Below are 23,504 nucleotides of genomic sequence, written 5' to 3' on the forward strand. Positions count from 1 at the left end.
ATGTGTGCACGACTGAACCGGCAAGGGCCCCAGGCAGGCGCCGGACCGAAGGTGACAACTCATCCGTCCAGACCTACATGGGAGTGACAATGATCGCTCGTGTTCGTAAGTCCCTCGACGAGAAGGACAAGGGCTTCACCCTTATCGAGCTCCTCGTCGTCATCATCATCATCGGCATCCTGGCGGCCATCGCCATCCCGATCTTCCTCAACCAGCGCAAGAAGGCCGTCGACGCCGCCGCCCGTGCGGACGTCACGACCATCTCGAAGCAGGTGGCGACCTACCTCGTCGACAACACCGACATGCCGACCGTCTCCGTGACGGCCGACGGCGAGTCGTACGAGATGACGGGCGCCGGCCTGGCCGCGGCCGAGATCATCGGCCCGGTGTCGGGCAGCCTCGAGGACCCGGCGGTCGCGGTGACCGGCACGGACGCCTCTGACGTGGTGGTCACGCTGACGTTCTCCGGCGGTACCGCTGGCGACGGCGCGACGATCACCTACGACGCCGCGAAGGGCCTCGGCGAGCCGACGGCCTGATCGGTTGACGGACGCTAGACCCCGAAGGGGCGGGACCACACGGTCCCGCCCCTTCGGGCGTGCGCGGAACGACGGCCGATCGGGTGAATCGCCCGAGCCGGACGGTACGCACCGCTCAACTCGGGCGCTCGGCACGCCGACGTACTGACGAGAACCGGAACCAGGAACGGGAGACGCATGGACACGCAGGCGGCAGGCGGGCGCCGGGCATCCGTTCTCGCGCGGTGGCGGGCGTCGGGCACCGACGGCTTCACGCTGGTCGAGCTGCTGGTCGCGATCGTCGTGCTCGGCGCGCTGAGCATGGCCGTGATCGGCGTCATCCTCAACGCGCAGGCCCAGAGCGTCGTCAACCGCAACCGTGTCGCGGCCTCCAACCTGGCTGCGCGCGAGCTCGACATGGTGCGTGCGGTATTCAGCGGCTCGAGCACGGGACCGCTGACCATCGCGAACGCGGGACTGCAGACCAACCCCAACCAGTTCGCCGGCTTCGTGCAGGGTGACCCGCTGGTCGTCGACGGCACCCCGTACACCGTCAAGCGCTCGGTCGAGTGGAACATCACGGGCAGCGGTGCCTCGGCGTGCGAGGGCGGCGCCCTCGTGACGTACCCGAGCCTCGGTGTGTCCGTGACCGTCACCTGGCCGCACATGGGCGGCGCGGCCCCCATCGTGCAGCGCGCGATCCTGACGCCGGACAAGAAGACCGGCGCGCAGACCACCGACTCGTACATCGCGACCAAGGTCACCGACCAGGACGCGAACCCGCTCGCGGGAGTGGCGATGGGCGCGACGGGCCCCGGCGGGTCGATCTCCTACACCGACGACACCGGTTGCGCGGTCATCAAGATCAGTCCCGCGACAACGGGGTCGACGTACACCGTGTACGTCGCGGACTCGTCGTACATCGACATCTCGGGCGCCACCAACCCGAGCAAGACCACCGGCGTGCTGCAGCGCGCGACGATCTACTCGAGCGCGTCGTTCCAGATCGCGAAGCCCGGCACGGTCAAGGTCGTGCTGCAGCGCGCGGACGGCACGCCGCTCACTGCGGCTGACGTCGCGGGGGCCCAGTTCACGCTCGTGACCTCCGCCTCGAGCGGAGCGAGCAGCAGCGCGGTGTACACCGCCGCGGGCGTCACGACGACGCTCACCAAGATGTGGCCTACCCAGTACGGAGCATTCTTCGGGACCATCCCGCCGCTCGGGGGCTACGCGGTTGTCAAGCTGCCACCCGGTGGCATCATCACGCTCGACACCGAGTTCGCGACCGCCGAGGTAGACGTCGACAACCTGCCGAACAACCCCACGAGCGTGCTGGCGGTCCCCGCGGGCACCGCGGCGACCTGTCCGGCGGGCGTCGGAACGGCCACCTCGGTCTCCGGCTCTAGCGCCTCGCTCTCGCTCTTGCCCGGCACCTACGACCTGTACGTCTTCGGCGAGGGGTACTCGTGCTCGCCCGGTCCCGTCGCGGTGCCGCTCGCCTCCGGTCCGAACGACGGCATCGAGTGGGGTACCACGAAGGTCCGGCTCACCGGCGCGCCCGCGGCTGGCAAGGTGTGGGCGCTGAACAAGGCGGCCTCGGGGCTCACCTCGCTCGCAACGTGCCCGCTGACGTCCGGTTCCGCCGGCACGCTGGCGATCGACATCAGCAATGCGCGGTCTCAGGATCTCGAGCTGCCCGCGGGAGTCTGGTACGTCTACCAGACCGGCGGCGCGGCGACCGCCGCGTGCGGCAGCTTCCCGACAGCGAACCCGGTGACGCTCGTCTACGACACGACGACGACCGTCGGCTGGAGCAACGGCACCGCTGGTCTGACCGTGACCGCGACCTGGACGACCGCCGGGACCGCGTGGAACCTGTACCTGGTTCCGCCAACCGTCACGACCTTTACGTGCGGTACCACGACGCCGACCGTGGTCGCGGGTGTGGTAGCCGTGACGGGTGGAGCGAAGGGCGGCAGCCTCACGGGCACGGTGGTCAGGCCCGGTTCGGGTACCGACACGTGGACTGCGTACGCGTGGAGATCGGGGCAGACGTGCAAGACGACGACATTCGCCGTGACACCCTCCACGACGACGCTGACGAAGTCGGTGTCCTGGTGACCGGGGGCTGGGGAGCGCTGCAGGCCCGCGTGATGCGGCGCCTGCCGCACCGGCGCGACGAGTCTGGAACGAGTCTCGTCGAGCTCGCGGCAGCGATGTTCCTGTTCGGGATCATCGTCGCGAGCGTCGCGACGCTGTCCATCGGCTTCGCGCGCACCAACGCGGAGAACATGAACCGTCAGGACCAGGTCGACGTGGCGCGTTCGTCGGTGGAGCGCATGTCGCGCAACGTCCGCACTGCGGTGATGCCGAGCCAGATGTCGGCCACCTGCACGGGTTGCACCGAGGATGCGTTCGTGCTCGGCAAGAACCTCGAGGTGCAGTTCTACGCGAACGTCGACAACACCGGCAACACCGTCGGACCGAGCCGCGTCACCTACCAGGTGACCAACATCTCGGGCGGGTTCGGCACGTTGGTCGAGAAGGTCCAGGTCCCGGACTCGGCGACGCCGACGGCATCGGGCTACCAGTACTGCAACGCCGAGCTCAGCAGTGCGAGCGCGGCGTGCAAGGCGCGGCTCAAGACCCGCATCCTCGCGCGTGGCGTGGACACCTCGACACCGCTGTTCTCCTATTACAACCAGTCCGGGACGCGGTTGACGCCGGCGAGTGCCGGGCTGACGGCAACCGACCTCTCGAACGTGCTCGGGGTCGAGCTGCACCTGACGGTGCAGCAGCAGTCGGCGGTGAAGGCGAACGGTACGACGTACATCCAGCGCATCACCCTGCCGAACGCGCAGGCCGTCATGCGACAGAGCGAGGACAGCTGATGGACAGGATCGGTTCCCGGGGACCGCTGCGCCGCGCGATCGACACCGCCCGCGAGGAGCCCGAGTCCGGCATGGCGCTCGTGCTCGTCGTGGGCACGATGTTCATCCTCGCGGTGCTCGCGCTCACGGCGCTCGCGTACACCATGAGCAGCCAGAAGTTCGCGCGGTACGACCAGGACTACTCGGGTGCGATGGCCGCTGCGCAGTCCGGCGTCGACGAGTACATCTCGCGCCTGAACCGTCAGGACGGTTACTTCACGACGATCGATTGCACGAACCCGGCACTCAAGGGCCCGACGACGTCCAGCAACACCTGCGGGTGGAACTCGACGACGACGCCGGGCTGGCTGCCCGTCGACTCGAGCAAGACCGGTCCGAAGGACGGCTTCTTCCACTACTCGGTGGACGCGTCGAAGGCCGGCACGCAGGGCACCGTGATCCTGCGCGTCACGGGTCGCGCGAACGGTGAGTACCGCACGGTCGAGTCCGCGGTCGGCAAGGGCGGCTCGACGGACTACGTGTACTACACGGACTTCGAGTCGGCGGACCCGTCCAACACGGTCGCCTACAGCAGTGCGCCGGCAGCGGCGTGCGGGGGCTCGGGCTACAACGCCGCCCTGTACTGGTGGGAGGGCCGCAGCAGTGCGTCGTGCGTCGAGATCACGTTCGTCTCGGGCGACACGCTGCAGGGATCGGTGTTCAGCAACGACTCCGTGCTCGCGTCCAACCCGACGTTCACCGACGGCTTCATGTCGGCGAACCCCGACTGCAAGAACGTCGTGCTGACGAACACGAACACGTGGAAGTACTGCCTGCGCAAGTCGACCAGCGGTACGTACAGCACGGCGAACTTCAACGGTCACGTCCCGCAGTACTCGGAGACGCTCTACCTCGACGACACGTCGGCGGCGTTCGCCGCCTACCCGGGCTGCCACTACTACGGGTCGACGCGCATCGTGTTCCACGACGACGGCACGATGACGGTCTGGAACAAGAAGTCGGTCAACGGGGGCAAGGCACCCCTGGCCATCGCTCCCGACGGCGGCAGCGCACCTGCGTGCGGCAACGTCACGCAGCTGGACACGGCCGCGGGTCAGACGATCCCAGTGCCCGACGACATGGTCGTCTACGTCGATCACGCCCCGACGACCGCGCCGAACGCGGTGACGTCGCGGCAGTGCTACGCCGGTGAGCTGGGCGGGCCGTCCGGCTACACACTCCCGCTCGGGACCTACTCGTCGACCACGCCGACGACCCCGACCTCGGCCGGGCTCACGTACACCTACGACACCAACATGACCGAGTCGAACCGGTACTGCGCGGAGGGCAATCTCTACGTCGAGGGCGAGGTGAAGGGTCGGCTGACTGTGGCCGCGCAACAGTCGATCGTGGTCACCGGCGACGTGGTGCTGCAGGGTGGTCTCAACGGCACGTCGATGCTCGGCCTCGTGGCGACGAACTCGGTCGAGGTGTTCCACCCGATCATGGGCACTGTCACCTCGGTCAAGTCGAACTCGTCGTGCACCAAGAGCTGCACGTACAAGTGGGACACCCCGTCGGTCTCGAGCTCGAACGTGTCCGGCTGGCCGCGCCAGTACAACGACAGCACCGTGAGCACGCAGGTCAACGGTGTGCAGATCATGGGCTCGATCCAGACGCTGCAGCACTCGTTCTACGTGCAGAAGTACAACGTGGGCGGGTGCCAGAACACGATCCAGGTGAACGGCTCGATCGCCCAGCGCTGGCGTGGTGCGGTCGGTACGGGATCGTGCTCGACGGGTTACCTCAAGAACTACGTGTACGACACGCGCCTGAGGTTCTCCGCTCCGCCATACTTCCCTCGATGGGTGAACGCGCAGTGGTCGCAGCGGTACTTCGGCGAGATGGTCACGCCCAAGGCGGTCAAGAAGTAGTGCGGACGGGTCTCGGGGGTGCCCGGTGATCGGCGGCGCCCCTGGTCTCGCGATCGCCCTGGCCACGCTGCTCGGTCTGGCGATCGGGTCGTTCCTCAACGTCGTCGTGTGGCGCGTGCCGCGGGGCGAGTCGGTCGTGCACCCGCCCAGTGCGTGCCCGCGGTGCGGCCACGCCATCCGGCGACGGGACAACGTCCCGGTGGTCTCGTGGCTGCTGCTGCGCGCGCGTTGCCGCGACTGCGGCGAGCCGATCTCCGCGCGGTACCCGGCCGTGGAGGCGACGACCGGTGCGCTGTTCGGGCTCGCGACCTGGTACGCCGGGATCACCTGGATCCTGCCGGCGCTGCTCTACCTGGTCACGATCGGCGTCGCGCTGACGCTGATCGATCTCGACACCCACAAGCTGCCCGACGCGATCGTCCTGCCGTCCTACGTCGTCGTGCTCGCGCTGCTGGCGCTCGCCTCGTGGAACCCGGGCGGCGAGGCCGACTGGGGTGCGCTGGTGCGCGCGCTCGTCGCCGGTGCCGCGATGTTCGTCGTGTACTTCCTGCTCCTGGTCGTCTACCCGGCCGGCATGGGCTTCGGGGACGTCAAGCTCGCGGGCGTGCTCGGGATGTACCTCGGCTGGTTCGGGTGGGCGTCCCTGGTCGTCGGGTGGTTCGCGGCGTTCGTGCTCGGCGGCGTGTTCTCGATCGGTCTGCTGGTGCTGCGTCGCGCGGGCCGCCGCTCGGGCATCCCGTTCGGTCCGTGGATGATCCTCGGCGCGGTCGTCGGGATCGTCTGGGGCCAACCGCTGGCCGACCTGTACCTCGGCGCGCTCTGAGCCGAGCCTGTTCCGGCCTGCAGAAATCGGCCGGAGTACTCAAGTCCGGCACGCGGGTGCCCGATGAGACAGCAGCACGATCGACGACACTCGGAGGGACCTCGTGGCCAGCACACGTGTGATCGGGCTCGACATCGGCGCCACTGGCGTCCGGGCGGTCGAGCTCGAGTTCGGCAGCGGCGGGCCGATGGGCAAGAACCCGCCCACGCTCGTGCGTGCCGGTCAGGTCGGCCTGCCCGTCGGCGCCGTGCGCGACGGCGAGGTCGTCCAGCCGGAGACCGTCTCGGGCGCCCTGCGCCAGCTGTGGCAGCAGACCAAGTTCGAGTCCAAGGACGTCGTGATCGGCGTCGGCAACCAGCGGGTCATCGTCCGCGAGATGGAGCTGCCGTTCATGCCGGCGGCCCACCTGCGCGACTCGCTGCCGTTCCAGGTGGGCGACTCGCTGCCGATGTCCACCGAGGACGCGTTGCTCGACTACTACCCGACGGGCGAGACCACGGGGCCGCAGGGGCGGATGCTGCAGGGCATGCTCGTCGCCGCGCAGCGGGACACCGTGACCGCGAACATCGTGGCGGTCGAGGGCGCCGGGCTGCGGCCCGTGATGGTCGACCTCAACGGCTTCGCGCTGCTGCGCGCTCTCACGCGCGGTGAGCTGTCGCGGGCGACCGCAGCGTTCGTCGACATCGGCGCCACCCTCACCACCGTCGTCATCGCCACCCAGGGCGTGCCGCGCCTCGTGCGCGCGCTGCCCACCGGCGGGCACCACATCACCAACGCCGTCATGAGCGCGTGCGGCGTCTCGGCCCCCGAGGCGGAGGCACTCAAGCGTGAGGTCGGCGTGGGCTTCGCCCCCGCGCCGGGTCGCGCCGAGGCCGTGGAGGCCGTGAGCACGGTGGTGCGAGGGCTCGTCGAGTCCGTCCGCAACACGTTCGTGTACTTCGCGGGCACGGGGCTCGGGCAGATCGACGTCGTCGTCCTCACGGGCGGCGGCGCTCACCTGCCGGGTCTCGGCCAGTACCTGTCCAGCGCGTCGCGGCTGCCGGCCACCATCGGGGACCCGCTCGCGGGGCTGCGCTGGGGCAAGAGTGCACGCCGTGACGTCCTCGGCGACCAGTCGTCGCTCATCGCCCTGCCCGTCGGTCTCGCGTACGGAGTTGCCGCATGACCTCGCTGCTCGAGCGGCCCAAGTCCAAGTCCCGCTCGTCGAACACGTCCCTGCGGGTCACGCTGCCCCAGGTCAACCTGCTGCCGCCCGAGGTGCGCGCCGCGCGCGGTCTCGCGGTCACCAAGCGGTGGCTGCTCATCAGCCTCGGTCTGGTGGCCGTGCTGTGCGTGGGTGGCTACGGTCTGGCGCTCGTCGAGCAGGCGAACGCGACCACGAGCCTCAACGCCGCGCAGACCGAGACGATGTCCCTGCAGGCCGAGATCGCCAAGTACGCCGAGGTGCCGCAGGTCAAGCAGCAGCTCGCGGACGCCCAGGCCGCCCGCGAGGTGGGCATGAGCACGGAGATCTTCTGGCAGGAGCGGATCGCCGCCGTCACGGCGGTGCTCCCGGAGGGCGTCAGCATCGACACGTACGCCTTCACGGGTGCGACGCCGATGACGACGGTCGCCCCGTCGGACAACCCGCTCGCGGCGCCCAGCGTCGGGCAGCTCACGTTCACGCTGCGCAGCCTGACCGTGCCCAACACCGTGGCGCTCGTCGACGCGCTCAACTCGGTGTACGGCTTCACCGACGCCTGGGTGCAGACGCTCGACGTGACGGGCGACGACCTCGCCCCGACGTTCTACGGGGTCCAGGCGACCGTGCAGGTCCAGGACACCGCGTACGCGAACCGGTTCACGCCCGACGCGCTCGCCGCGCAGTCCGGCGACGACACCGCGACCGACTCGACGGGGGCGTCCGAGGACGCCGCCGGCACCACCGAGGAAGGCAACTGACGTGGGCGGCACCAAGCGCAGCACGTGGATCGGCGGGACGGTCCTCGGGGCGGTCGTGATCGTGGCCCTGGCGTGGTTCCTCGCGATCGGACCCGCCCGCGACACGGCGGCCCAGACGCGTGACGACGCGGCGAGGACCGAGCAGCAGAACGACCTGCTCACGATCCAGCTCAACCAGCTCCGGGCGGACGCGGCCAACCTCGAGACCTACAAGTCGGACCTGGCGGCGCTCCAGACGCAGATCCCGACGCACCTCGAGCTCTCGGCGTTCCTGGGGCAGCTCGACACGATCGCGACCGCCCACTCGGTGACGATCGTCCAGGTCACTCCGGGTGCGGCTGCCCCGTTCGTGGCCGCCGAGCCGGTGGGCGCGGCTGCGGCACCGACGGACCCGGCGACCGAGGGTACCGACGGCGCGACCGACGACCCGAGCGCGCAGGCCACGCCGGAGCCGGGCGACGGCGTGATCGTCCAGCCGAACCCGTCGAACGTCGCGAAGGCACCGGCCGGGCTCGTCACGGTGCCGTACACGATGACCGTGCTGGGCACCTACGCCGACACCCTGGCGTTCGTGAACGACCTTCAGCAGGCGAGCGCGCAGCTCTTCCTGGTCACCGACATCTCGGGGCTGAGCCAGCTCGAGAGCGGCGAGGGCAACGGACTGCCGGCCACCAAGCTCGGTGACCAGCAGATCGTCCTGTCGGGCTTCACGTACGTGCTTCCCGCCGAGCCGGTCACGACCGACGACCCGACGGCCGAGCCGACGCCCGAGCCCACCACCCTGCCGGTGCCGCCTGCCGGCAAGAACCCGCTGGTGCCGGTCTCCTAGCCGGTCAGCAACGACGCGCCCGACGGGCGCCCGCGGTGTGGACCACACCGGGGGCGCCCGTCGTCGCGTGGGAGGATCACCGCATGCTTCGTTGGTTGACCGCGGGGGAGTCGCACGGCCCCGCTCTCGTCGGTGTCCTCGAGGGCCTGCCCGCAGGCGTCGAGGTGCGCACCCAGGACGTCCAGGACGCGCTGGCGCGGCGTCGGCTCGGTTACGGCCGTGGTGCCCGGATGAAGTTCGAGCAGGACGAGGTGCGCCTGCTCGGCGGCGTCCGGCACGGGCTGAGCCAGGGCGGTCCGATCGCGATCGAGGTCGGCAACACCGAGTGGCCCAAGTGGGACGAGGTGATGTCAGCCGACCCGGTGGCGGACGCCTCCGTCCTCGAGCGGGCGCGCAACGCGCCCCTCACGCGGCCCCGTCCCGGCCACGCGGACCTCGTCGGGATGCGCAAGTACGCGTTCGACGACGCCCGTCCGGTGCTCGAGCGGGCCTCGGCGCGCGAGACGGCCACGCGCGTGGCGCTCGGGACGGTCGCCGCGAGGTTCCTCGCGCAGGCCGCGGGTATCGAGCTGGTCGCGCACGTCGTGTCCATCGGCCCGGTCGCGGTGCCCGACGACGCCGAGCTCCCGTCACCGCAGGACATCGCGGCACTCGACGCCGACCCGGTGCGCTGCTTCCACGCCGCGACGTCGGCCGCGATGGTCGCGGAGATCGACGAGTGTCACCAGGCAGGGGACACGCTGGGCGGCGTGGTCGAGGTGCTCGCCTACGGCGTGCCGTCCGGCCTGGGTTCGTACGTGCACGCCGACCGGCGCCTCGATGCACGGCTGGCGGGCGCGCTCATGGGCATCCAGGCGATCAAGGGCGTCGAGGTCGGTGACGGCTTCCGCACCGCGGCGCGGCGCGGCTCGCAGGCGCACGACGAGATCGACCGCGTCGACGGGCGCGTCACACGCCGCTCCAACCGCGCCGGTGGCCTCGAGGGCGGCATGACCAACGGCGAGATCCTGCGCGTGCGTGCGGCGATGAAGCCGATCTCGACCGTGCCCCGCGCGCTCGCCACGATCGACACCCGCACGGGCGAACCCGCGCGTGCCCAGCACCAGCGGTCCGACGTGTGCGCCGTGCCGCCGGCCGCGGTCGTCGCCGAGGCGATGGTGGCGCTCGTGCTCGCCGACGCGCTGCTCGAGAAGACCGGTGGGGACTCCCTGAGCGAGGTCCGTCGCAACCTGGCGGCCTACCTCGAGGCGGTCCCCGACCTGCTGCGCTGACCGTCCACGCACACGAGCGGGGCCCGACCGGTCGTCCGGTCGGGCCCCGCTCGTCGTCCCTGCTAGAGCGCGGTCACGAACGCGGAGCTGCTCGGGCTGCTCGTCCCGACGGCGTTCTTGGCGAGCACACGGAAGTAGTACCTCGTGCCCTTGGTGGCGCCGGTCCAGTCGACCTTGGTCGTGGTCGCAGTCTTGGACGCGAGGTTCTTCCAGGTCGTCCCGTTCGTCGAGTACTGCACCGTGAAGCCCGTCAGCGGGGAGCCGTTGTCGCTCGGCTTCACCCAGGTGACCGTGATCTTGCCCTTGACCGCGGTCGCCTTGACCGAGGTCGGGGCCGACGGCAGGCCGGCGGGGGTGACGGTGTAGACCGACGTGTAGGCGCTCTGCGCGTACACGGTCTTGGACGCCATCCGGATCTGGTACTTCGTGCCGTTCACGAGCGACGGGACGACCGCCGACGTGACGGATGCGACCGGGCGCAGCTTCGTCGCCCAGGCGCCCCAGGTCTTGGTCGTCGCGTTGTACGAGCGCACGTCGACCAGGTAGCCGCTGATCGCGGCGCCGCCGTTGACGGCGGGCGCCGCCCAGGTCACGGTCGCCGAGCGGTCGCCACGCTTGACCGCGACGGTGCGCGGCTTGCCCGGTGCGCCGATCGTCACCGCCGTGGTGATCGCGATCGCGCCCTCGCCGGCGGCGTTGATCGCGGCGACCTGGACCTCGTAGGACTTCTGCCCCGACAGTCCGGTGACGGTCGTGGTCGTCGACGTGCTCGTCGTCGTGCCGGGGGCATCGCTCCAGACGTCGGTGCCGGCCACGCGGTACTGCACGTGGTAGCCGGTGATCGCCGCGCCGCCGTCGGCGCCCCGGACCCAGGACACCTTGAGGCTCTCGTAGCCCGGCGTCGCCAGCAGGTTGCCCACGGCGCCCGGCAGCGAGGCGGTGGTCGCCTCACGAGTCGAGGTCCAGGGACCGCTGCCCTCGGCGTTGTACGCCATCAGCTTGAGCTCGTAGGTCTGGGCGAGTGCCAGCCCCGTCAAGGTCGTCGCCGCCACACCTGAGCCGAGCTCGACGACCTGCCACTCGTCGGGCGTGCCCGTGGTGTTCTTGGCGCGGTAGGCCAGCCGGTACTGCGGCGCCTGCGACGAGCCCGCACCCGCGCCGGTCAGGGCCGTCCAGCTCAACGCGATGCTCGTACCGGTGACCTTCGGCGTCGCGAGGGTGATCGGGCCGGGGGGCGTGACCACCTGGAAGGCGCGCGGCGCACTGATGCCGAGCACGACACGCGCGGACGACGTGCTCTTCTTCTCCGGCACCGCTGCGACGGTCCAATAGTACTGCTTGCCGAACACCAGGTTGGTGGGAAGCACCAGGGACGTCGCCGCGGTCTCGGTGTAGCTCGTGGTCGTCGCGGCCGTGGAGGTGTCGGCGATCCGCACGAGGTACCGGGAGGCACCCGGCACCGCCTCCCACGACAGGCGACGGTCGGCGGTCGTCAGCGTCGCACCCACCGGGGTGGTCGGCGTGGGTGCCGGGCCGGCGATCGTGAACGTCTCGCCGTAGGTCGCGGCGGACCGGCTCGTGCCCGTCGCGTCGAGATAGGTGGTCACCCGCCAGTCGTAGTCGCCCGGGGCGAGGTTGGTGACAGCGGTTCCCGTCTGGACCAGCGTGCCGGGGGCGGTGGTCCAGGTCGCGGTGCCGTGCGGCGCGTAGTCGACCACGAACTTGGTGTACGGGGATGTGTTCGCCCAGGTCAGGCGCACGCTGGTGGCGGCTGCGGCACCGTCGCCCGCGCCGACCTCGGCCGTCAGCGCGGTCGGTGCGGGGACGGCGACGTCGAACGACACTTTCGCCGAGTAGCTGCCGGGCTCGCCGAGCGCGTCGAGCGGCGCGACCCGGAACTTGTACCCGCCGGCGGTCAGGGCCTTGCCGTTGATGGGGTTCGCCGCGACGAACCACGGGTTCTCGACGTCGATCGACCCGAGGCTCTCGTCGGTGCTCTTGAAGATCTGCACGCGGTAGCCGCGGCTGCCTCCGTCGGCGGGCGCGGACTGCGCCTGCGGGCGCCACGCCAGCAGGACGGACCCGTTCGCGAGCTGGGTGACGGGCGTGACGCCGACGAAGTCCGACGGTGTGGACAGCTTGGTCCAGTCCACCGGGTCGGAGCTCACCGAGCCGCCGGGGTAGACGAAGTTCGTCCAGTCCGGCGTGTAGGCCGCGCGAACCGTCCAGTAGTAACCGCCCGCGGTGGTGTCGTCGAAGACCCCGTTGACGCGCAGGACGGTCTGCGGCGTGCGGAACGACGCGACGTGGTTGGTCAGTGCAGCGTCGCGGTAGACGTCGACGTCGTACACGTTCGCCCCGTTGACCCGGTTCCACCGGAACTCGGGTGCTGCCTTGCTCGCCGAGGCCAGCCGCTCGGTGGCCCACGCGGCCATGTCGGCCCCCGACGTCACCGCGCCGGTCGCAGGCGGCTCGGAGACCTGGAAGTGGCGCTCACGCGACGTGTCGCTGCCCTCGGGGTCCGACCATGGGGAGATCCGCGTGCCGGAGGTGTACCCGTTGCCCTGCAGGGGATCGGGGGCGTTGCCCGCGAAGTCGACGGCCCGGACGCGCCAGGTGTACTCCACGCCAGGCTGGATCCGCGCGATCGCGGTGGTGGACCACAGGCACCTGCCGTAACCGGCGGCGTACTCGCTCGAGACGCTCCCCGGCGCGGCGGTCTCGATGATGGTCGCCGACGTGCTGGCGGTGCGGCACGTGAGGCGCGGCTGGCCGTTGTGCGGCACGACCTCGACCTCGTAGAGCGTCGCCCGCGGAAGGGGCTGCCACGTCAGCTCGAGCTCGTCGAGCGGGACGACCGTCTCCTCCGCGCCCGGGAGCGAGCCGAACGTCGGCACCGGGTAGGCGGGTGTGTACGACGCGGTGGCGATGCTCGCGCCGGTCTGCGTCCCCCAGGCCTTGGTGAACGAGACCGGCGTGGGCGTACCGCCCTTGTTGTTCGTCGGGTCGATCGCCCACACCGTCCACCAGTACACGGCGTCGGGCCACTGCTCGGTCGGGACGTAGGTCGTCGCCGTCGTGTCGGCGTACTCGAGGATCGTCGTGACGTTGGTGCCGTCCGAGGCCGAACCGATCTCGATGTGGTACTTGACCGCCCCGGCGACCGGGGTCCAGCTGAACTTGGGGTCGCTGTAGACCTGGCCCGGATCGGTCGGGCTGAGCAGCGTCGGCGTGGACGCGTTCGTCGGCCAGACGACCGAGAACTGCTGCACCGATGAGGCCGGACCGCTGAAGTTCGAGGTCGAGCTGGCCCCGGTGGCGGGCGCGAAGTTCGCGGCGACCCGCCAGCTCCAGACGATGTCGTCGGCGCCGCTCTTGCGGTTGAGCATCGCGGCCGGTGTGTAGCTCGTGCCCTCGACCGTCGAGCTGTACGTCGTCGAGCCCGTGGGGAAGCCCGGGTCGGAGGAGTAGGTGATCGTGTAGCTGATCGCACCGGGAACCGGCGTCCAGGTGAACTGGACCGGGTCGGGGTAGGTCACCACGCCGCCGTCGGCCGGCATCAGCAGCGTCGGGGCGGGCGCAGGGTCCGCCCAGATCGCCTGGACGTCGGACGCATCGCCCACGGTGCTGCCGGACAGTGCGAACACGCGCCAGTACAGGTCGCGGCCCAGGATCGAGCCGAGCTGCGTCAGCGGCACCCAGCTGCGCGCGTAGGTCTGGGTCGTCGCCACGATGGTCCCGGTGCTGAACGACGGGTCGGTCGCGAGGTCGATCTTGTACTGGGTCGCGCCCTCGACGGCCTCCCAGGACAGGATCGGGTCGTCGCCGGTCGTGCCGTAGGTCAGGCCCGTCGGCGCCGCCGGGACGAACGCGACGGTGGCGGCCGAGGCCGGCACCGCCGCAGCCGCAGCACCGGCGATGACGAGCGCCGCGGACACGGCGAATGCGGCCGTTCGACGAAGCAACACGGGACCTCCCCTGAGACGTGACACAACCCGACGTGATCTCGGCACGCCCGGACGTGCGGCTGAGCGCGCATGCCCGATTGCGGCCGCGTTCACCCGGATGCCACGCCCGGCGCTGTGCCCTGGCCGTGGCCGGAGGCGCATCGTGCGCGGCGACGGGCGCCAGCACGACGCGGACGGCGGTGCGAGTACCCTCGCGGCGTGCCTCATCACGACGTCCCGGGACCGCGGATCGTGCTCGTCGGACCACCCGGCGCCGGCAAGACGACCGTCGGCACCGCCCTCGCGCAGCGGTGGCAGCTCACGGTGCGGGACACCGACGCCGACGTCGAGGCGACGGCCGCGAAGCCGATCGGCGAGATCTTCGTCGACGACGGCGAACCTGCGTTCCGGGCGCTCGAGCGCGACGCCGTGGCCCGCGCGGTCGCGGAGCACGACGGGGTGCTGGCGCTGGGCGGCGGCGCGGTGCTCGACGAGGGCACGCAGTCAGTCCTCGCGGCCTACCGTGAGGCCGGCGGCGTCGTCGTGTTCCTCGACGTGACGCTCGCGCACGCGGTGCCGCGCGTCGGGCTCAACCAGTCGCGGCCGCTGCTGCTGGGCAACCCCCGCGCGCAGTGGTCGGCGCTCATGGAGGCCCGGCGGCCGGTGTACAACGAGGTCGCGACCGTGCGCGTGCTCACGGACGGGCTCAAGCCGGCGGAGGTCGCCGAGCAGATCGAACGGGAGCTCGCGGGCCTGCGGCTCGCGCGGGAGGCGGGGGAGCAGGCAGATGACTGAGGTCCGTACGGTCACGGTGGCCGGTGAGCGTCCCTACGACGTCGTGATCGGGCGGCACCTGCTGGGGGAGATCGCACCGCTGCTCGGGACGGGTGTGCGCCGCGTGCTCGTCGTGCACCCCGCGGCGCTCGCGACGACGGCCGACACCGTGCTGGAGGACCTGCGCGCGGCCGGGTACGAGGCGTTCGGCGCCGAGGTGCCCGACGCCGAGGCGGCCAAGACCGCGCAGGTCGCGGCCTTCCTGTGGGGTGTGCTCGGCCAGGCGGACTTCACGCGTTCCGACGCGATCGTCGCGGTCGGCGGCGGTGCCACGACGGACCTGGCGGGGTTCGTCGCCGCGACCTGGTTGCGCGGCATCCAGGTGGTGCAGGTCCCGACGACCGTGCTCGCGATGGTCGACGCCGCCGTGGGCGGCAAGACGGGCATCAACACCGCCGAGGGCAAGAACCTGGTCGGGGCGTTCCATCCGCCCGCGGGCGTGCTGTGCGACCTCGCCGCACTGTCCTCGATGGCGCCGTTCGACTTCGTCGCCGGGCTCGCGGAGATCGTCAAGGCCGGCTTCATCGCCGACGAGCGCATCCTCGAGCTGGTCGAGGCGAACGTCGCGCTGCTGCGGGACCCGGCCGCCGCGGCCGGCTCCGACGTGCTGCTCGAGCTCGTCGAACGCGCCGTCGTCGTGAAGGCGGACGTCGTCGGACAGGACCTGCGCGAGGCGGACCTGCGCGAGATCCTCAACTACGGGCACACGTTCGGGCACGCGGTCGAGCAGGTCGAGCGCTACCAGTGGCGGCACGGCGCCGCCGTCTCGGTGGGCATGGTCTACGTCGCCGAGCTCGCGCGCCTCGCCGGGCGGCTGTCCGACGACGTGGTGGCGCGGCATCGCGCCGTGCTGACCGCGCTGGGCCTGCCGACGACCTACCGCGGCGACCGCTGGGAGCAGCTGCTCAGCGCCATGCGGCGCGACAAGAAGTCCCGCGGCGACCTGCTGCGGTTCGTCGTGCTCGAGGGCGTCGGGCGGCCGGTGCGGCTCGAAGGCCCCGACCCGACGCTCCTGGTCGCCGCGTACGCCGAGATCGCCGAGGGTGCGGTCCGGTCGTCGGCCATCTCGCTGTAGCGCGTGCCGCACGTCACGCGTTCGCGGCTGTCGTCGTCCCCTAGGCTGCCCGCATGACGCGTGTGCTGGTGCTCAACGGACCCAACCTCGGGCGCCTCGGGGCGCGCGAGCCGGAGGTCTACGGGTCCGCCTCGCACGACGACCTGGTCGCGGCCGTCGCCGGCTGGGCCGCCGAGCTCGGACTGGCCGCCGAGGTGCGCCGCACCGACTCCGAGTCCGAGCTCGTCGGCTGGCTGCACGAGGCGGTCGACACCCGCTGCGACGTGGTGCTCAACCCCGCGGCGTTCACGCACTACTCCTACGCGCTGCGCGACGCGGCCGCACAGGTCACGGCCGCCGGCCTACGCCTCGTCGAGGTGCACATCAGCAACCCGTACGCGCGTGAGACGTTCCGCCACGTGTCGGTCATCGGCCCGATCGCCTCGGGCACGGTCGCAGGCTTCGGCTTCGACTCCTACCGCTTGGCCCTCTCGGCCCTCTCCCCACCTTCTTCCCGCAGCGTGTGAGGAACTGGCCACGCTCAGTGGCCGATTCCTCTCACGGGCGGGCACCTGTGGACGGTGACGGACGGGTCGACGGGAGTTGCGGGATCGTCGGGGCGTGGAGAAGGGGTGGGTGCCTCGCGCCGCGGTGAACCGCGTGTTCACCGCCAGGCAGGCGTACGACGAGGGCCGCACACGTCGGCAGGTGCGCCACGCGATCGACTCGGGCCGCTGGCGGCGGCTGGTCGGCGACGCGCTCGTCGAGGCGGACGTGCCGGCCACACCGCAGCGGCTCGCTCTGGGCGCGGTGCTCACCTGGCCGGCGGCGACGGTCGCGTTCACCACGGCCGCGCTCGTGCACGGCCTGCCGGTCGAGGACGACGACAAGGTGCACGTCTTCGTTCCCACCCGCCGCCCTGCGCGCGGCAGGCTGACGCCGCATCTGGTGCCGGTGGGCTTCCGCGACCGTCAACGACTCGGACCGGGCTCCGTCACGACGAGGTGGCGCACGGTGATCGACTGCCTCGGCCGGCTCGACCCCGACGAGAGCGACCGGCTCCTCGCCTGGGTCGCGGCGCACGACACACTGCCGACCGCCGAGCTCGAGCGGTGGCTCGCGGAGCATCCCGGCGCGCTCGGCAATGCGCGGCGACGGGTCGCACTGCGGCGGTTGCGCAGCGGTGCGGTCAGCGTCGCGGAGGAGCGGCTGCTCGCGATCCTGCGTCGAGCGGGGATCAAGGGCTGGCGGGCCAACGTGCCGCTGTACGACGAGATCGGTGTGTGGGCCCGGGCGGACGTGTGGTTCGCCGCGGTGCGGCTCGTGCTGGAGGTTGACGGTGAGGAGGCGCACCGGGGTCGGTTCCAGCAGGACCGCACCCGGCAGAACGCGTTGGTCGCGGCCGGGTGCACGGTGTTGCGCTACACCTGGGCCGACCTCACGGCGCGTCCCCTGGCCGTGGCCGAGGAGATCGACGGGGTGCTGACTGCGCTGCTGCACAAGCGGTCGGCCTAGTCTCGTCCTCCACAAGTCATCACACTTGTTGTCTCTCGAACAAGCATGACCACTTGTACTCCCACGGACAACGGGGCAGGCTGGTCCCATGTTCGTCATCACCGCCGACCAACGCGCCTCCCGCCGCACAGGAGACCGAGTCCCGCACCTCCTGGCGGACCTCGAGCGTGCGAGGAAGTGGCCAGGAATCGTGGCCAATCCTTCGCACGATCGCGATCCGGGGCTGGTGCTGGGGTTCGAGCGGACGGTAGGGGACGAGGTGCAGGCCGTCGCGCGGTCCGCCGGGCTCGTCGTCGACGTCGTGCTGTGGATGCTGCGGCGTGGCGGGTGGAGCGTCGGGATCGGGTGCGGCGCGGTGGACGAGCCGATGCCCGCGAGCCCGCGGGAGGCGGCAGGCCCGGCGTTCGTGCTCGCACGCGAGGCGGTCGAGGCCGCCAAGAGTCGACAGCGCATGGTGCCGTTGGCCGTGAGGGGGTCCGACGAGGGTGCGGCGCTCGACGCCGAAGCCGTCCTGATGCTGGTCGCGGCGACCGGCGCCCGTCGATCGGCGGCCGGCTGGGAGGCGGTCGACGCCGTGGAGGAGGCCGGGGGAACGCGCCAGGAGGACGTCGCCGCGCGCCTGGGCATCTCGCAGCAGGCCGTCAGCCAGCGCCTGCGCACCGCCCTCTACGACGAGACCCGTGCAGCCACCCGCGCCGCCACCCACCTCCTCACCACCGCCCACCCCTGACCCACCCACCCCGACCCGCCCGCCCCGACCCACCCGCACCCAGGCGCCTCACGCGGATCGTGCGAGGAATAGGCCACGAATCGTGGCCGAATCTTCGAACGACCGCGATCGGTGCGTCGGCGTCCGCCCGCCCGGCCGCCTCTCAGCTGCCCCAGCCCGCCCGACCGCTGCGCCACCTGCACTCAGGCGGCCCGATGGGGATCGTGCGAGGAATGGGCCACGAATCGTGGCCGAATCTTCGAACGACCGCGATCGGTGCGCCGGCGTCCGCCCGCCCGGCCGCCCCGCAGCGGTCCCCGTCCGCCCGGGCGCTGCGCCACCTGCACTCAGGCGGCCCGATGGGGATCGTGCGAGGAATGGGCCACGAATTGTGGCCGAATCTTCGAACGATCCCGATCGGTGTGGTGGGTGGGTGGGAGTCGGCGGGGTGCGGGGTGGGTGCGGGGGAGGCGGGGATGTGGTTGTGTGCCTGCGGCGGAGTCGTCGCGACGGAGGGAGCTCGTGTGCTGGACGCGGTCGTGGTGGTGCTCGCGCTGCTGGTCTCTGTGGGCGGCGGGTGGCTGGTCGTCGGCGGCACCCTGCGCCTGGCCTCGCACTCACCGGATGCCGGTGGCTCGGCGAGTGCTGCGGGCTCGTCGGGTGCCGCGGGCTCGTCGGGAGCGGGCGGGCCGGCAGCGGGTGGCGGGCCGGCGGCGTCCGCGGGTTCGACAGGAGCGGGCGGGCCGGCGGCGGGTGGCGGGGCGGCTGTGTCCGCGGGTTCGGCGGGAGCGGCCGGAGCGGCCTCGTCGGCGGTTGGGGGTGCGGCCGGGTTGGACGGGCCCGACGGGGCGCGTGCGAAGGCGGTGCTGCGCGGCGGCACGTGGGTGGGTCTGCTCGAGCGGCTGGCCGTCACGGGGACCGTGCTGCTGGGGGAGCCGACCGGGATCGCTGTCGTCGTCGCGATCAAGGGCCTTGGCCGCTACCCGGAGCTGCGCGAGAACCCCGGTGCCTCGGAGCGGTTCGTGATCGGCACGCTCGCGTCGCTGGTCTGGGCCGTCGGCATCGGTGCGCTGGGGCGCGCGCTGCTCGTCTGACGAGGTGCCGGACCGACCGGCCGGGGCGCGTCGCCGCTTGAGCGGGCGGTAGGATGACCGACGGCCTGCGGACGGACGTGCGACGGTGAGACCACCGACGAGTCCGGGACACCCGGGCCTCCGCCGAACCTCGACAGGAAGCGACGAATCGTGGCGACCACCAACGACCTCAAGAACGGCATCGTGCTGCGCATCGACGGCCAGCTGTGGACCGTCATCGAGTTCCAGCACGTCAAGCCGGGCAAGGGCGGTGCGTTCGTGCGCACGAAGCTCAAGAACGTCCTGAGCGGCAAGGTCGTGGACCGCACGTTCAACGCCGGCATCAAGGTCGAGACCGCGAGCGTCGACAAGCGCGACATGCAGTACCTGTACAAGGACGGCGACGACTTCGTGTTCATGGACACGGACACGTACGACCAGCTGCACGTCCCGGCCGCCACGGTCGGCGACGCGGCGAACTTCATGCTCGAGAACCAGACCGCGCTGGTCGCGACGAACGAGGGTGCGCCCCTGTACGTCGAGCTGCCGCCGTCGGTGGTCCTCGAGGTCACGTACACGGAGCCGGGCCTGCAGGGCGACCGCTCGAGCGCGGGCACCAAGCCGGCGACGCTCGAGACGGGCTACGAGATCCAGGTGCCGCTGTTCCTCGAGGCGAACACCAAGGTGAAGGTCGACACGCGTGACGGCAGCTACCTGGGCCGCGTGAACGACTGACGTGGGTGCGCGCACCAAGGCCCGCAAGCGGGCCCTCGACGTGCTGTTCGAGGCGGATCAGCGCGACCTCGTGCCGCTGACGCTGCTCGCGCAGCGCATCTCCGAACCGGGGACCGAGGCCGCACTGCCGCAGTACGCGGTCGAGATCGTCGAGGGCGTCGTCGCGCATCGTGACCGCATCGACGAGATCCTCGCGACCCACTCGCACGGCTGGACGATCGATCGCATGCCCGCGGTCGACCGCGCGCTGCTGCGGATCGGCACGTGGGAGGTCCTGTTCAACGACGACGTCCCGGACGCGGTCGCCGTCGACGAGGCTGTCGACCTGGCCCGGTCGCTGTCGACGGACGACTCGCCCGGTTTCGTCAACGGGCTGCTGGGCCGTGTCGTCGACCTGAAGCCGACGCTGCTCGCCTGACGACGGCTCCCCGAGGCCGACGTCAGCCTCGAGACGACAACGCCGCACTCTCGTCGTCGAACCGTGACCCGTGCCTCGGTGCCGGGCGCCTGCCGGCTGGTAGACCGGAGCCAGGTGCTGGTGACGAGGGGGAGCGATGGCGCGAACGTCCTGGTGGGTCGTGGGTGGCCTGACGGTCACGGGCGTGCTGATCGTCGGCATGGTCGGTGTGGCGTCCGGGTGCATACCGACGGCCTCGGCGTGCGCGCCCCCGGGGGTCGGGGTCAGGCTGGCCGACGACCCGCACGCCGATGAGCCACAGTTCGACGACCCGCCCGACCTGGCGCCCGGCGCCCCGATCAGTGTCGTCGGCTACGGTTTCGGGTTCTGCGACGACACCGGGTCGGAGTTCTGCTCGCAGCAGGGCCGCGTGACGGGGGATCGCGACGTGGTCGTGTACTGGCGCCAGTCCGGCACGGACCAGGAGCTAGGGGAGTCCCGGCTCGTCGACGGCGGGCTGTTCCAGCTCACGTCGCAGGTACCGGCGGACGCCACCCAGGGCACCGCGACGCTCGTCGTCGTACGTGAGGGCGGTGAAGCGGCGACGGGCGAGGTGCGCGTGGTGCCGGTCGACGAGGACTGACGGGTCAGGCTTGACGGGTCAGGCCTGACGGTGCAGCGCCGCGTAGCCGCCCTCGGCCGGTCGAGGCTCGGGCACGACCCGCAGCGGACGCGTCTCCTCGATGCTTCCCGGGCGTGGGCCGCGGACCGGCAGCGACGGCATCGCGCGGCCCAGGAAGTTGCCCTGCACGCGACGCACGCCGAGCTCGACGAGGGTCGCGAGGTCGGAGGCGCGCTCCACACCCTCGGCGACGACCTCGAGGTTGTGGGTGCCGGCGAGCTCGACGATCGCCCGCACGACGGACCGGCCGCGGTCGGTGTCGATCTCCTTGACGAAGGAGCGGTCGATCTTGAGGATGTCGACCGGCAGCCGCGACAGGCGGGCCAGCGAGGAGTACCCGGTTCCGAAGTCGTCGACCGCGATGCGCGCGCCGCGCGCACGCAGCTCGGACAGCACGGGCACGGCCGCGACGGTCTGGACCAGCGCGCTCTCGGTGATCTCGAGCGTCAGGTGCTCCCAGTACTCGTCGCCCCAAGCGGTCTCGATCTGCTCGAGCGCATCGGGCTCCGAGAGGTGCCGGCCGGTGATGTTGACCGCGACGGGCACCTGGAAGCGCGTCAGGGCACGCCGCGCCTCGGCGAGCATCTGCAGCCCGATCGGCAGGATCAGGCCGGTCTCCTCGGCGAGGTCGAGCCAGTCCGCGGGCAGCATGAGGTTGCCGTGGTGGTCCCACCGGGCAAGGGCCTCGACCTGGACGACCTCGAGCGTGAGTGAGTCCGCGATCGGCTGGAAGTGCGCGGTGAACAGCCCCTGCTCGACCGCCGACTCGAGCGCGGCACGCTGCAGGCGCTCGGCCTCGACTCGCCGGCGCAGGGCGCGGTCGAACACACGGAACCCGGACCGGGAGCGCTTCGCCTCGAGCATCGCGGTGTCCGCATGCCGGACGAGCGCGTCGGGGTCGACGACGTCGCCGGGGACCCAGGTCGCCACGCCGACGGACAGGCGGGCCGGGCGGTTGCCGAACCGGCGGTCGACGAAGCCCTCGCGGATCGAGCGGGCCAGCGAGACGAGCTCGACGTCCTGCGGGGCGCGCGCGATCACCATGACGAACTCGTCGCCGCCGAGCCGGCCGACGAACGTGTCGTCGCCGCGCATGACGCCGCGCAGGTACTCGGCGACGCGGACGAGCACGGCGTCACCGCCGGCGTGCCCGTGCATGTCGTTGTAGCGCTTGAACCCGTCGAGGTCGCAGTAGACGAGCGAGACGCGGGTCCGCTCGACGTTGGCGCGCTCGATCATCTCGACGAGGTGCTTCTCGACCGCGCGACGGTTGGGCAGCCCGGTGAGCGCGTCGCTGAACGCGGTCCGGTTGAGGCGCTCGGTGAGCGCGTACCGCTCGGCCGCGGTCGCGACGACCTGCGCGAGGTCGACGAGGAAGGCCCGCTCCTGGCCGTCGTGCGGCGCATGGTTGGCGGAGAACAGCTCGGCGACGAACCGGCCGTGCGAGATGGGTCGTAGCGAGCCCTCGACCGAAGGATCGCCGACGACGGTGCGCGCCTCGTCGCGCGCCCGCAGCAGCAGGGCGTCGGCGTCGTGCGCGAACCAGGCCGTGTTGGACAGCCGGGCGGTGGCGTCGCGCATGCGGTGCTGACGGCGGGCCGCGTCCTGCGCCTCGCGCACCCGGGCGAGCGCGAGGCCCGCCAGGCCGAACGCGATCGGCAGCGCCCACAGCGCCACGAGCAACCCGCCGACGGTGCGGTCCGGGACGAGCCCGCCGACCGTGAGCATCGCGAGCGACTCCAGGCCCGCGACGACGAGCAGCACGCCCCACAGCGACACGGACAGCCGCCCGACGGTCGCGACGACGTAGCCGAGCACGACGACGGCGCTCACGATGAGCCCGCTGCCGATGACGGTCATGCGCACGTTCTCGTCGGCCATCGGCCAGAACCAGGCCAGCAGGCTCACGACGAGAGGCGCAGCCGCCCCGAGCACCCACCAGCGCACGCGGGGCCCGCGGCCGAACGCGCAGGTCGCGGGGATCGCGATCAGCAGGAAGCCGCCCATGAGCTGTGCGTGGACGAACCCGACGAGCGTGTTCCACGGGCCGTCGCCCAGGAAGGCGCCGAGCCCGCCGACGAGCAGCATGAGGCCGATGTCGCACGACCACGCGAAGCCCCACATCGCACCCGCGGACCGTTGCTCGCCGCGCCACCACACCCACTGGAGCACGCAGAGACCGGCGACGAGGCCAGCCGCGAGCAACTGGATGACGCCGACCCACGTAGGCACGGACCCGAGCACCTCGGTGACATCGGCTCACCTCAGGATGAACCTGACGTGGCATCCGGGTGACGCGTAGGTGGAATCACGGCTTCCGACGAAACGTCACCCCCCGGCACGGTGTCCGAGTTGTGTGCTCGGTGGCTAGG

The 23,504-nt window shown here is 71.4% G+C and carries 20 protein-coding genes; 18 read left to right on the top strand and 2 right to left on the bottom strand.

Features of this window, described 5'->3' with window-relative positions; genetic code table 11:
- Positions 1 to 89 precede the first annotated feature (89 nt).
- The 9 genes from CCO02nite_RS16190 (at position 90) to aroC (ending at position 10,186) form a co-directional block, all read left to right on the top strand.
- Positions 90 to 539 (top strand): prepilin-type N-terminal cleavage/methylation domain-containing protein, encoded by a 450-nt coding sequence (locus CCO02nite_RS16190; RefSeq protein WP_146841044.1) that lies wholly within the window; start codon positions 90 to 92, stop codon positions 537 to 539.
- 177 nt (positions 540 to 716) lie between these two features.
- Positions 717 to 2,639 (top strand): type II secretion system protein, encoded by a 1,923-nt coding sequence (locus CCO02nite_RS00680; RefSeq protein WP_146841045.1) that lies wholly within the window; start codon positions 717 to 719, stop codon positions 2,637 to 2,639.
- On the top strand, positions 2,636 to 3,409 hold the full coding sequence (locus CCO02nite_RS00685; protein ID WP_246117237.1) for a type IV pilus modification PilV family protein: 774 nt from the start codon (positions 2,636 to 2,638) through the stop codon (positions 3,407 to 3,409). The genes CCO02nite_RS00680 and CCO02nite_RS00685 overlap by 4 nt, the downstream gene beginning before the upstream one ends.
- The gene (locus CCO02nite_RS00690; protein WP_246117238.1) at positions 3,409 to 5,322 is read left to right on the top strand and encodes a hypothetical protein; all 1,914 of its coding nucleotides are present in this window, start codon (positions 3,409 to 3,411) and stop codon (positions 5,320 to 5,322) included. The genes CCO02nite_RS00685 and CCO02nite_RS00690 overlap by 1 nt, the downstream gene beginning before the upstream one ends.
- A 25-nt stretch (positions 5,323 to 5,347) precedes the next feature.
- Positions 5,348 to 6,145 (top strand): prepilin peptidase, encoded by a 798-nt coding sequence (locus CCO02nite_RS00695; RefSeq protein WP_222593105.1) that lies wholly within the window; start codon positions 5,348 to 5,350, stop codon positions 6,143 to 6,145.
- Positions 6,146 to 6,248: 103 nt separating this feature from the next.
- Entirely contained in the window at positions 6,249 to 7,310 is a 1,062-nt protein-coding gene (gene pilM, locus CCO02nite_RS00700; protein WP_146841046.1) for a type IV pilus assembly protein PilM, read from the top strand.
- A complete protein-coding gene (locus CCO02nite_RS00705) occupies positions 7,307 to 8,086 on the top strand; it encodes a PilN domain-containing protein (protein ID WP_186812533.1) in 780 nt (259 codons plus the stop codon). The genes pilM and CCO02nite_RS00705 overlap by 4 nt, the downstream gene beginning before the upstream one ends.
- A 1-nt stretch (position 8,087) precedes the next feature.
- Positions 8,088 to 8,915: a hypothetical protein gene (locus CCO02nite_RS00710; protein WP_146841047.1), complete on the top strand. Its 828-nt coding sequence runs from the start codon at positions 8,088 to 8,090 to the stop codon at positions 8,913 to 8,915.
- An 83-nt stretch (positions 8,916 to 8,998) separates the two neighbouring features.
- On the top strand, positions 8,999 to 10,186 hold the full coding sequence (aroC, locus tag CCO02nite_RS00715) for a chorismate synthase (protein ID WP_146841048.1): 1,188 nt from the start codon (positions 8,999 to 9,001) through the stop codon (positions 10,184 to 10,186).
- Positions 10,187 to 10,248: 62 nt separating this feature from the next.
- On the opposite strand, the gene CCO02nite_RS00720 is transcribed toward aroC, so the two are convergent.
- Positions 10,249 to 14,154, bottom strand: coding sequence for a fibronectin type III domain-containing protein (locus tag CCO02nite_RS00720; RefSeq protein WP_146841049.1), 3,906 nt, complete (start codon positions 14,152 to 14,154; stop codon positions 10,249 to 10,251).
- A 198-nt stretch (positions 14,155 to 14,352) separates the two neighbouring features.
- Here CCO02nite_RS00720 and CCO02nite_RS00725 point away from each other — a divergent pair, with 198 nt between their 5' ends.
- The 9 genes from CCO02nite_RS00725 to CCO02nite_RS00765 all read left to right on the top strand — a co-directional run bounded on the left by CCO02nite_RS00725 (position 14,353) and on the right by CCO02nite_RS00765 (position 21,093).
- A complete protein-coding gene (locus CCO02nite_RS00725; RefSeq protein WP_246117239.1) occupies positions 14,353 to 14,928 on the top strand; it encodes a shikimate kinase in 576 nt (191 codons plus the stop codon).
- Positions 14,921 to 16,042, top strand: coding sequence for a 3-dehydroquinate synthase (gene aroB / locus CCO02nite_RS00730; protein WP_146841051.1), 1,122 nt, complete (start codon positions 14,921 to 14,923; stop codon positions 16,040 to 16,042). The genes CCO02nite_RS00725 and aroB overlap by 8 nt, the downstream gene beginning before the upstream one ends.
- A 53-nt stretch (positions 16,043 to 16,095) precedes the next feature.
- Positions 16,096 to 16,548, top strand: a complete 453-nt coding sequence (locus CCO02nite_RS00735) for a type II 3-dehydroquinate dehydratase (protein ID WP_146841052.1) — start codon at positions 16,096 to 16,098, stop codon at positions 16,546 to 16,548.
- 109 nt (positions 16,549 to 16,657) lie between these two features.
- On the top strand, positions 16,658 to 17,536 hold the full coding sequence (locus tag CCO02nite_RS00740) for an endonuclease domain-containing protein (protein WP_186812534.1): 879 nt from the start codon (positions 16,658 to 16,660) through the stop codon (positions 17,534 to 17,536).
- A gap of 259 nt (positions 17,537 to 17,795) precedes the next feature.
- The gene (locus CCO02nite_RS00745; protein WP_246117240.1) at positions 17,796 to 18,266 is read left to right on the top strand and encodes a hypothetical protein; all 471 of its coding nucleotides are present in this window, start codon (positions 17,796 to 17,798) and stop codon (positions 18,264 to 18,266) included.
- 503 nt (positions 18,267 to 18,769) lie between these two features.
- Positions 18,770 to 19,339, top strand: coding sequence for a hypothetical protein (locus tag CCO02nite_RS00750; protein WP_246117241.1), 570 nt, complete (start codon positions 18,770 to 18,772; stop codon positions 19,337 to 19,339).
- A 150-nt stretch (positions 19,340 to 19,489) separates the two neighbouring features.
- On the top strand, positions 19,490 to 20,053 hold the full coding sequence (efp, locus tag CCO02nite_RS00755; protein ID WP_146841056.1) for an elongation factor P: 564 nt from the start codon (positions 19,490 to 19,492) through the stop codon (positions 20,051 to 20,053).
- A gap of 1 nt (position 20,054) precedes the next feature.
- Entirely contained in the window at positions 20,055 to 20,471 is a 417-nt protein-coding gene (gene nusB / locus CCO02nite_RS00760; protein WP_146841057.1) for a transcription antitermination factor NusB, read from the top strand.
- Between the two features lie 136 nt (positions 20,472 to 20,607).
- Positions 20,608 to 21,093 (top strand): hypothetical protein, encoded by a 486-nt coding sequence (locus tag CCO02nite_RS00765; protein ID WP_146841058.1) that lies wholly within the window; start codon positions 20,608 to 20,610, stop codon positions 21,091 to 21,093.
- 18 nt (positions 21,094 to 21,111) lie between these two features.
- Here the strand turns inward: CCO02nite_RS00765 and CCO02nite_RS00770 are convergent, their stop codons facing one another.
- Positions 21,112 to 23,364, bottom strand: coding sequence for a putative bifunctional diguanylate cyclase/phosphodiesterase (locus tag CCO02nite_RS00770; protein ID WP_246117242.1), 2,253 nt, complete (start codon positions 23,362 to 23,364; stop codon positions 21,112 to 21,114).
- Positions 23,365 to 23,504: the final 140 nt, after the last annotated feature.

It is taken from the genome of Cellulomonas composti (assembly GCF_007990245.1).
Taxonomy (GTDB): Bacteria; Actinomycetota; Actinomycetes; order Actinomycetales; family Cellulomonadaceae; genus Cellulomonas; species Cellulomonas composti.

Bases quoted from the DNA above. Each gene is read 5' to 3' on its own strand.
- CCO02nite_RS16190 (WP_146841044.1), top strand. From the start codon at position 90: ATGATCGCTCGTGTTCGTAAGTCCCTCGACGAGAAGGACAAGGGCTTC.
- aroB (WP_146841051.1), top strand. From the start codon at position 14,921: ATGACTGAGGTCCGTACGGTCACGGTGGCCGGTGAGCGTCCCTACGAC.
- aroC (WP_146841048.1), top strand. From the start codon at position 8,999: ATGCTTCGTTGGTTGACCGCGGGGGAGTCGCACGGCCCCGCTCTCGTC.
- CCO02nite_RS00735 (WP_146841052.1), top strand. From the start codon at position 16,096: ATGACGCGTGTGCTGGTGCTCAACGGACCCAACCTCGGGCGCCTCGGG.
- CCO02nite_RS00705 (WP_186812533.1), top strand. From the start codon at position 7,307: ATGACCTCGCTGCTCGAGCGGCCCAAGTCCAAGTCCCGCTCGTCGAAC.
- CCO02nite_RS00690 (WP_246117238.1), top strand. From the start codon at position 3,409: ATGGACAGGATCGGTTCCCGGGGACCGCTGCGCCGCGCGATCGACACC.
- CCO02nite_RS00765 (WP_146841058.1), top strand. From the start codon at position 20,608: ATGGCGCGAACGTCCTGGTGGGTCGTGGGTGGCCTGACGGTCACGGGC.
- CCO02nite_RS00680 (WP_146841045.1), top strand. From the start codon at position 717: ATGGACACGCAGGCGGCAGGCGGGCGCCGGGCATCCGTTCTCGCGCGG.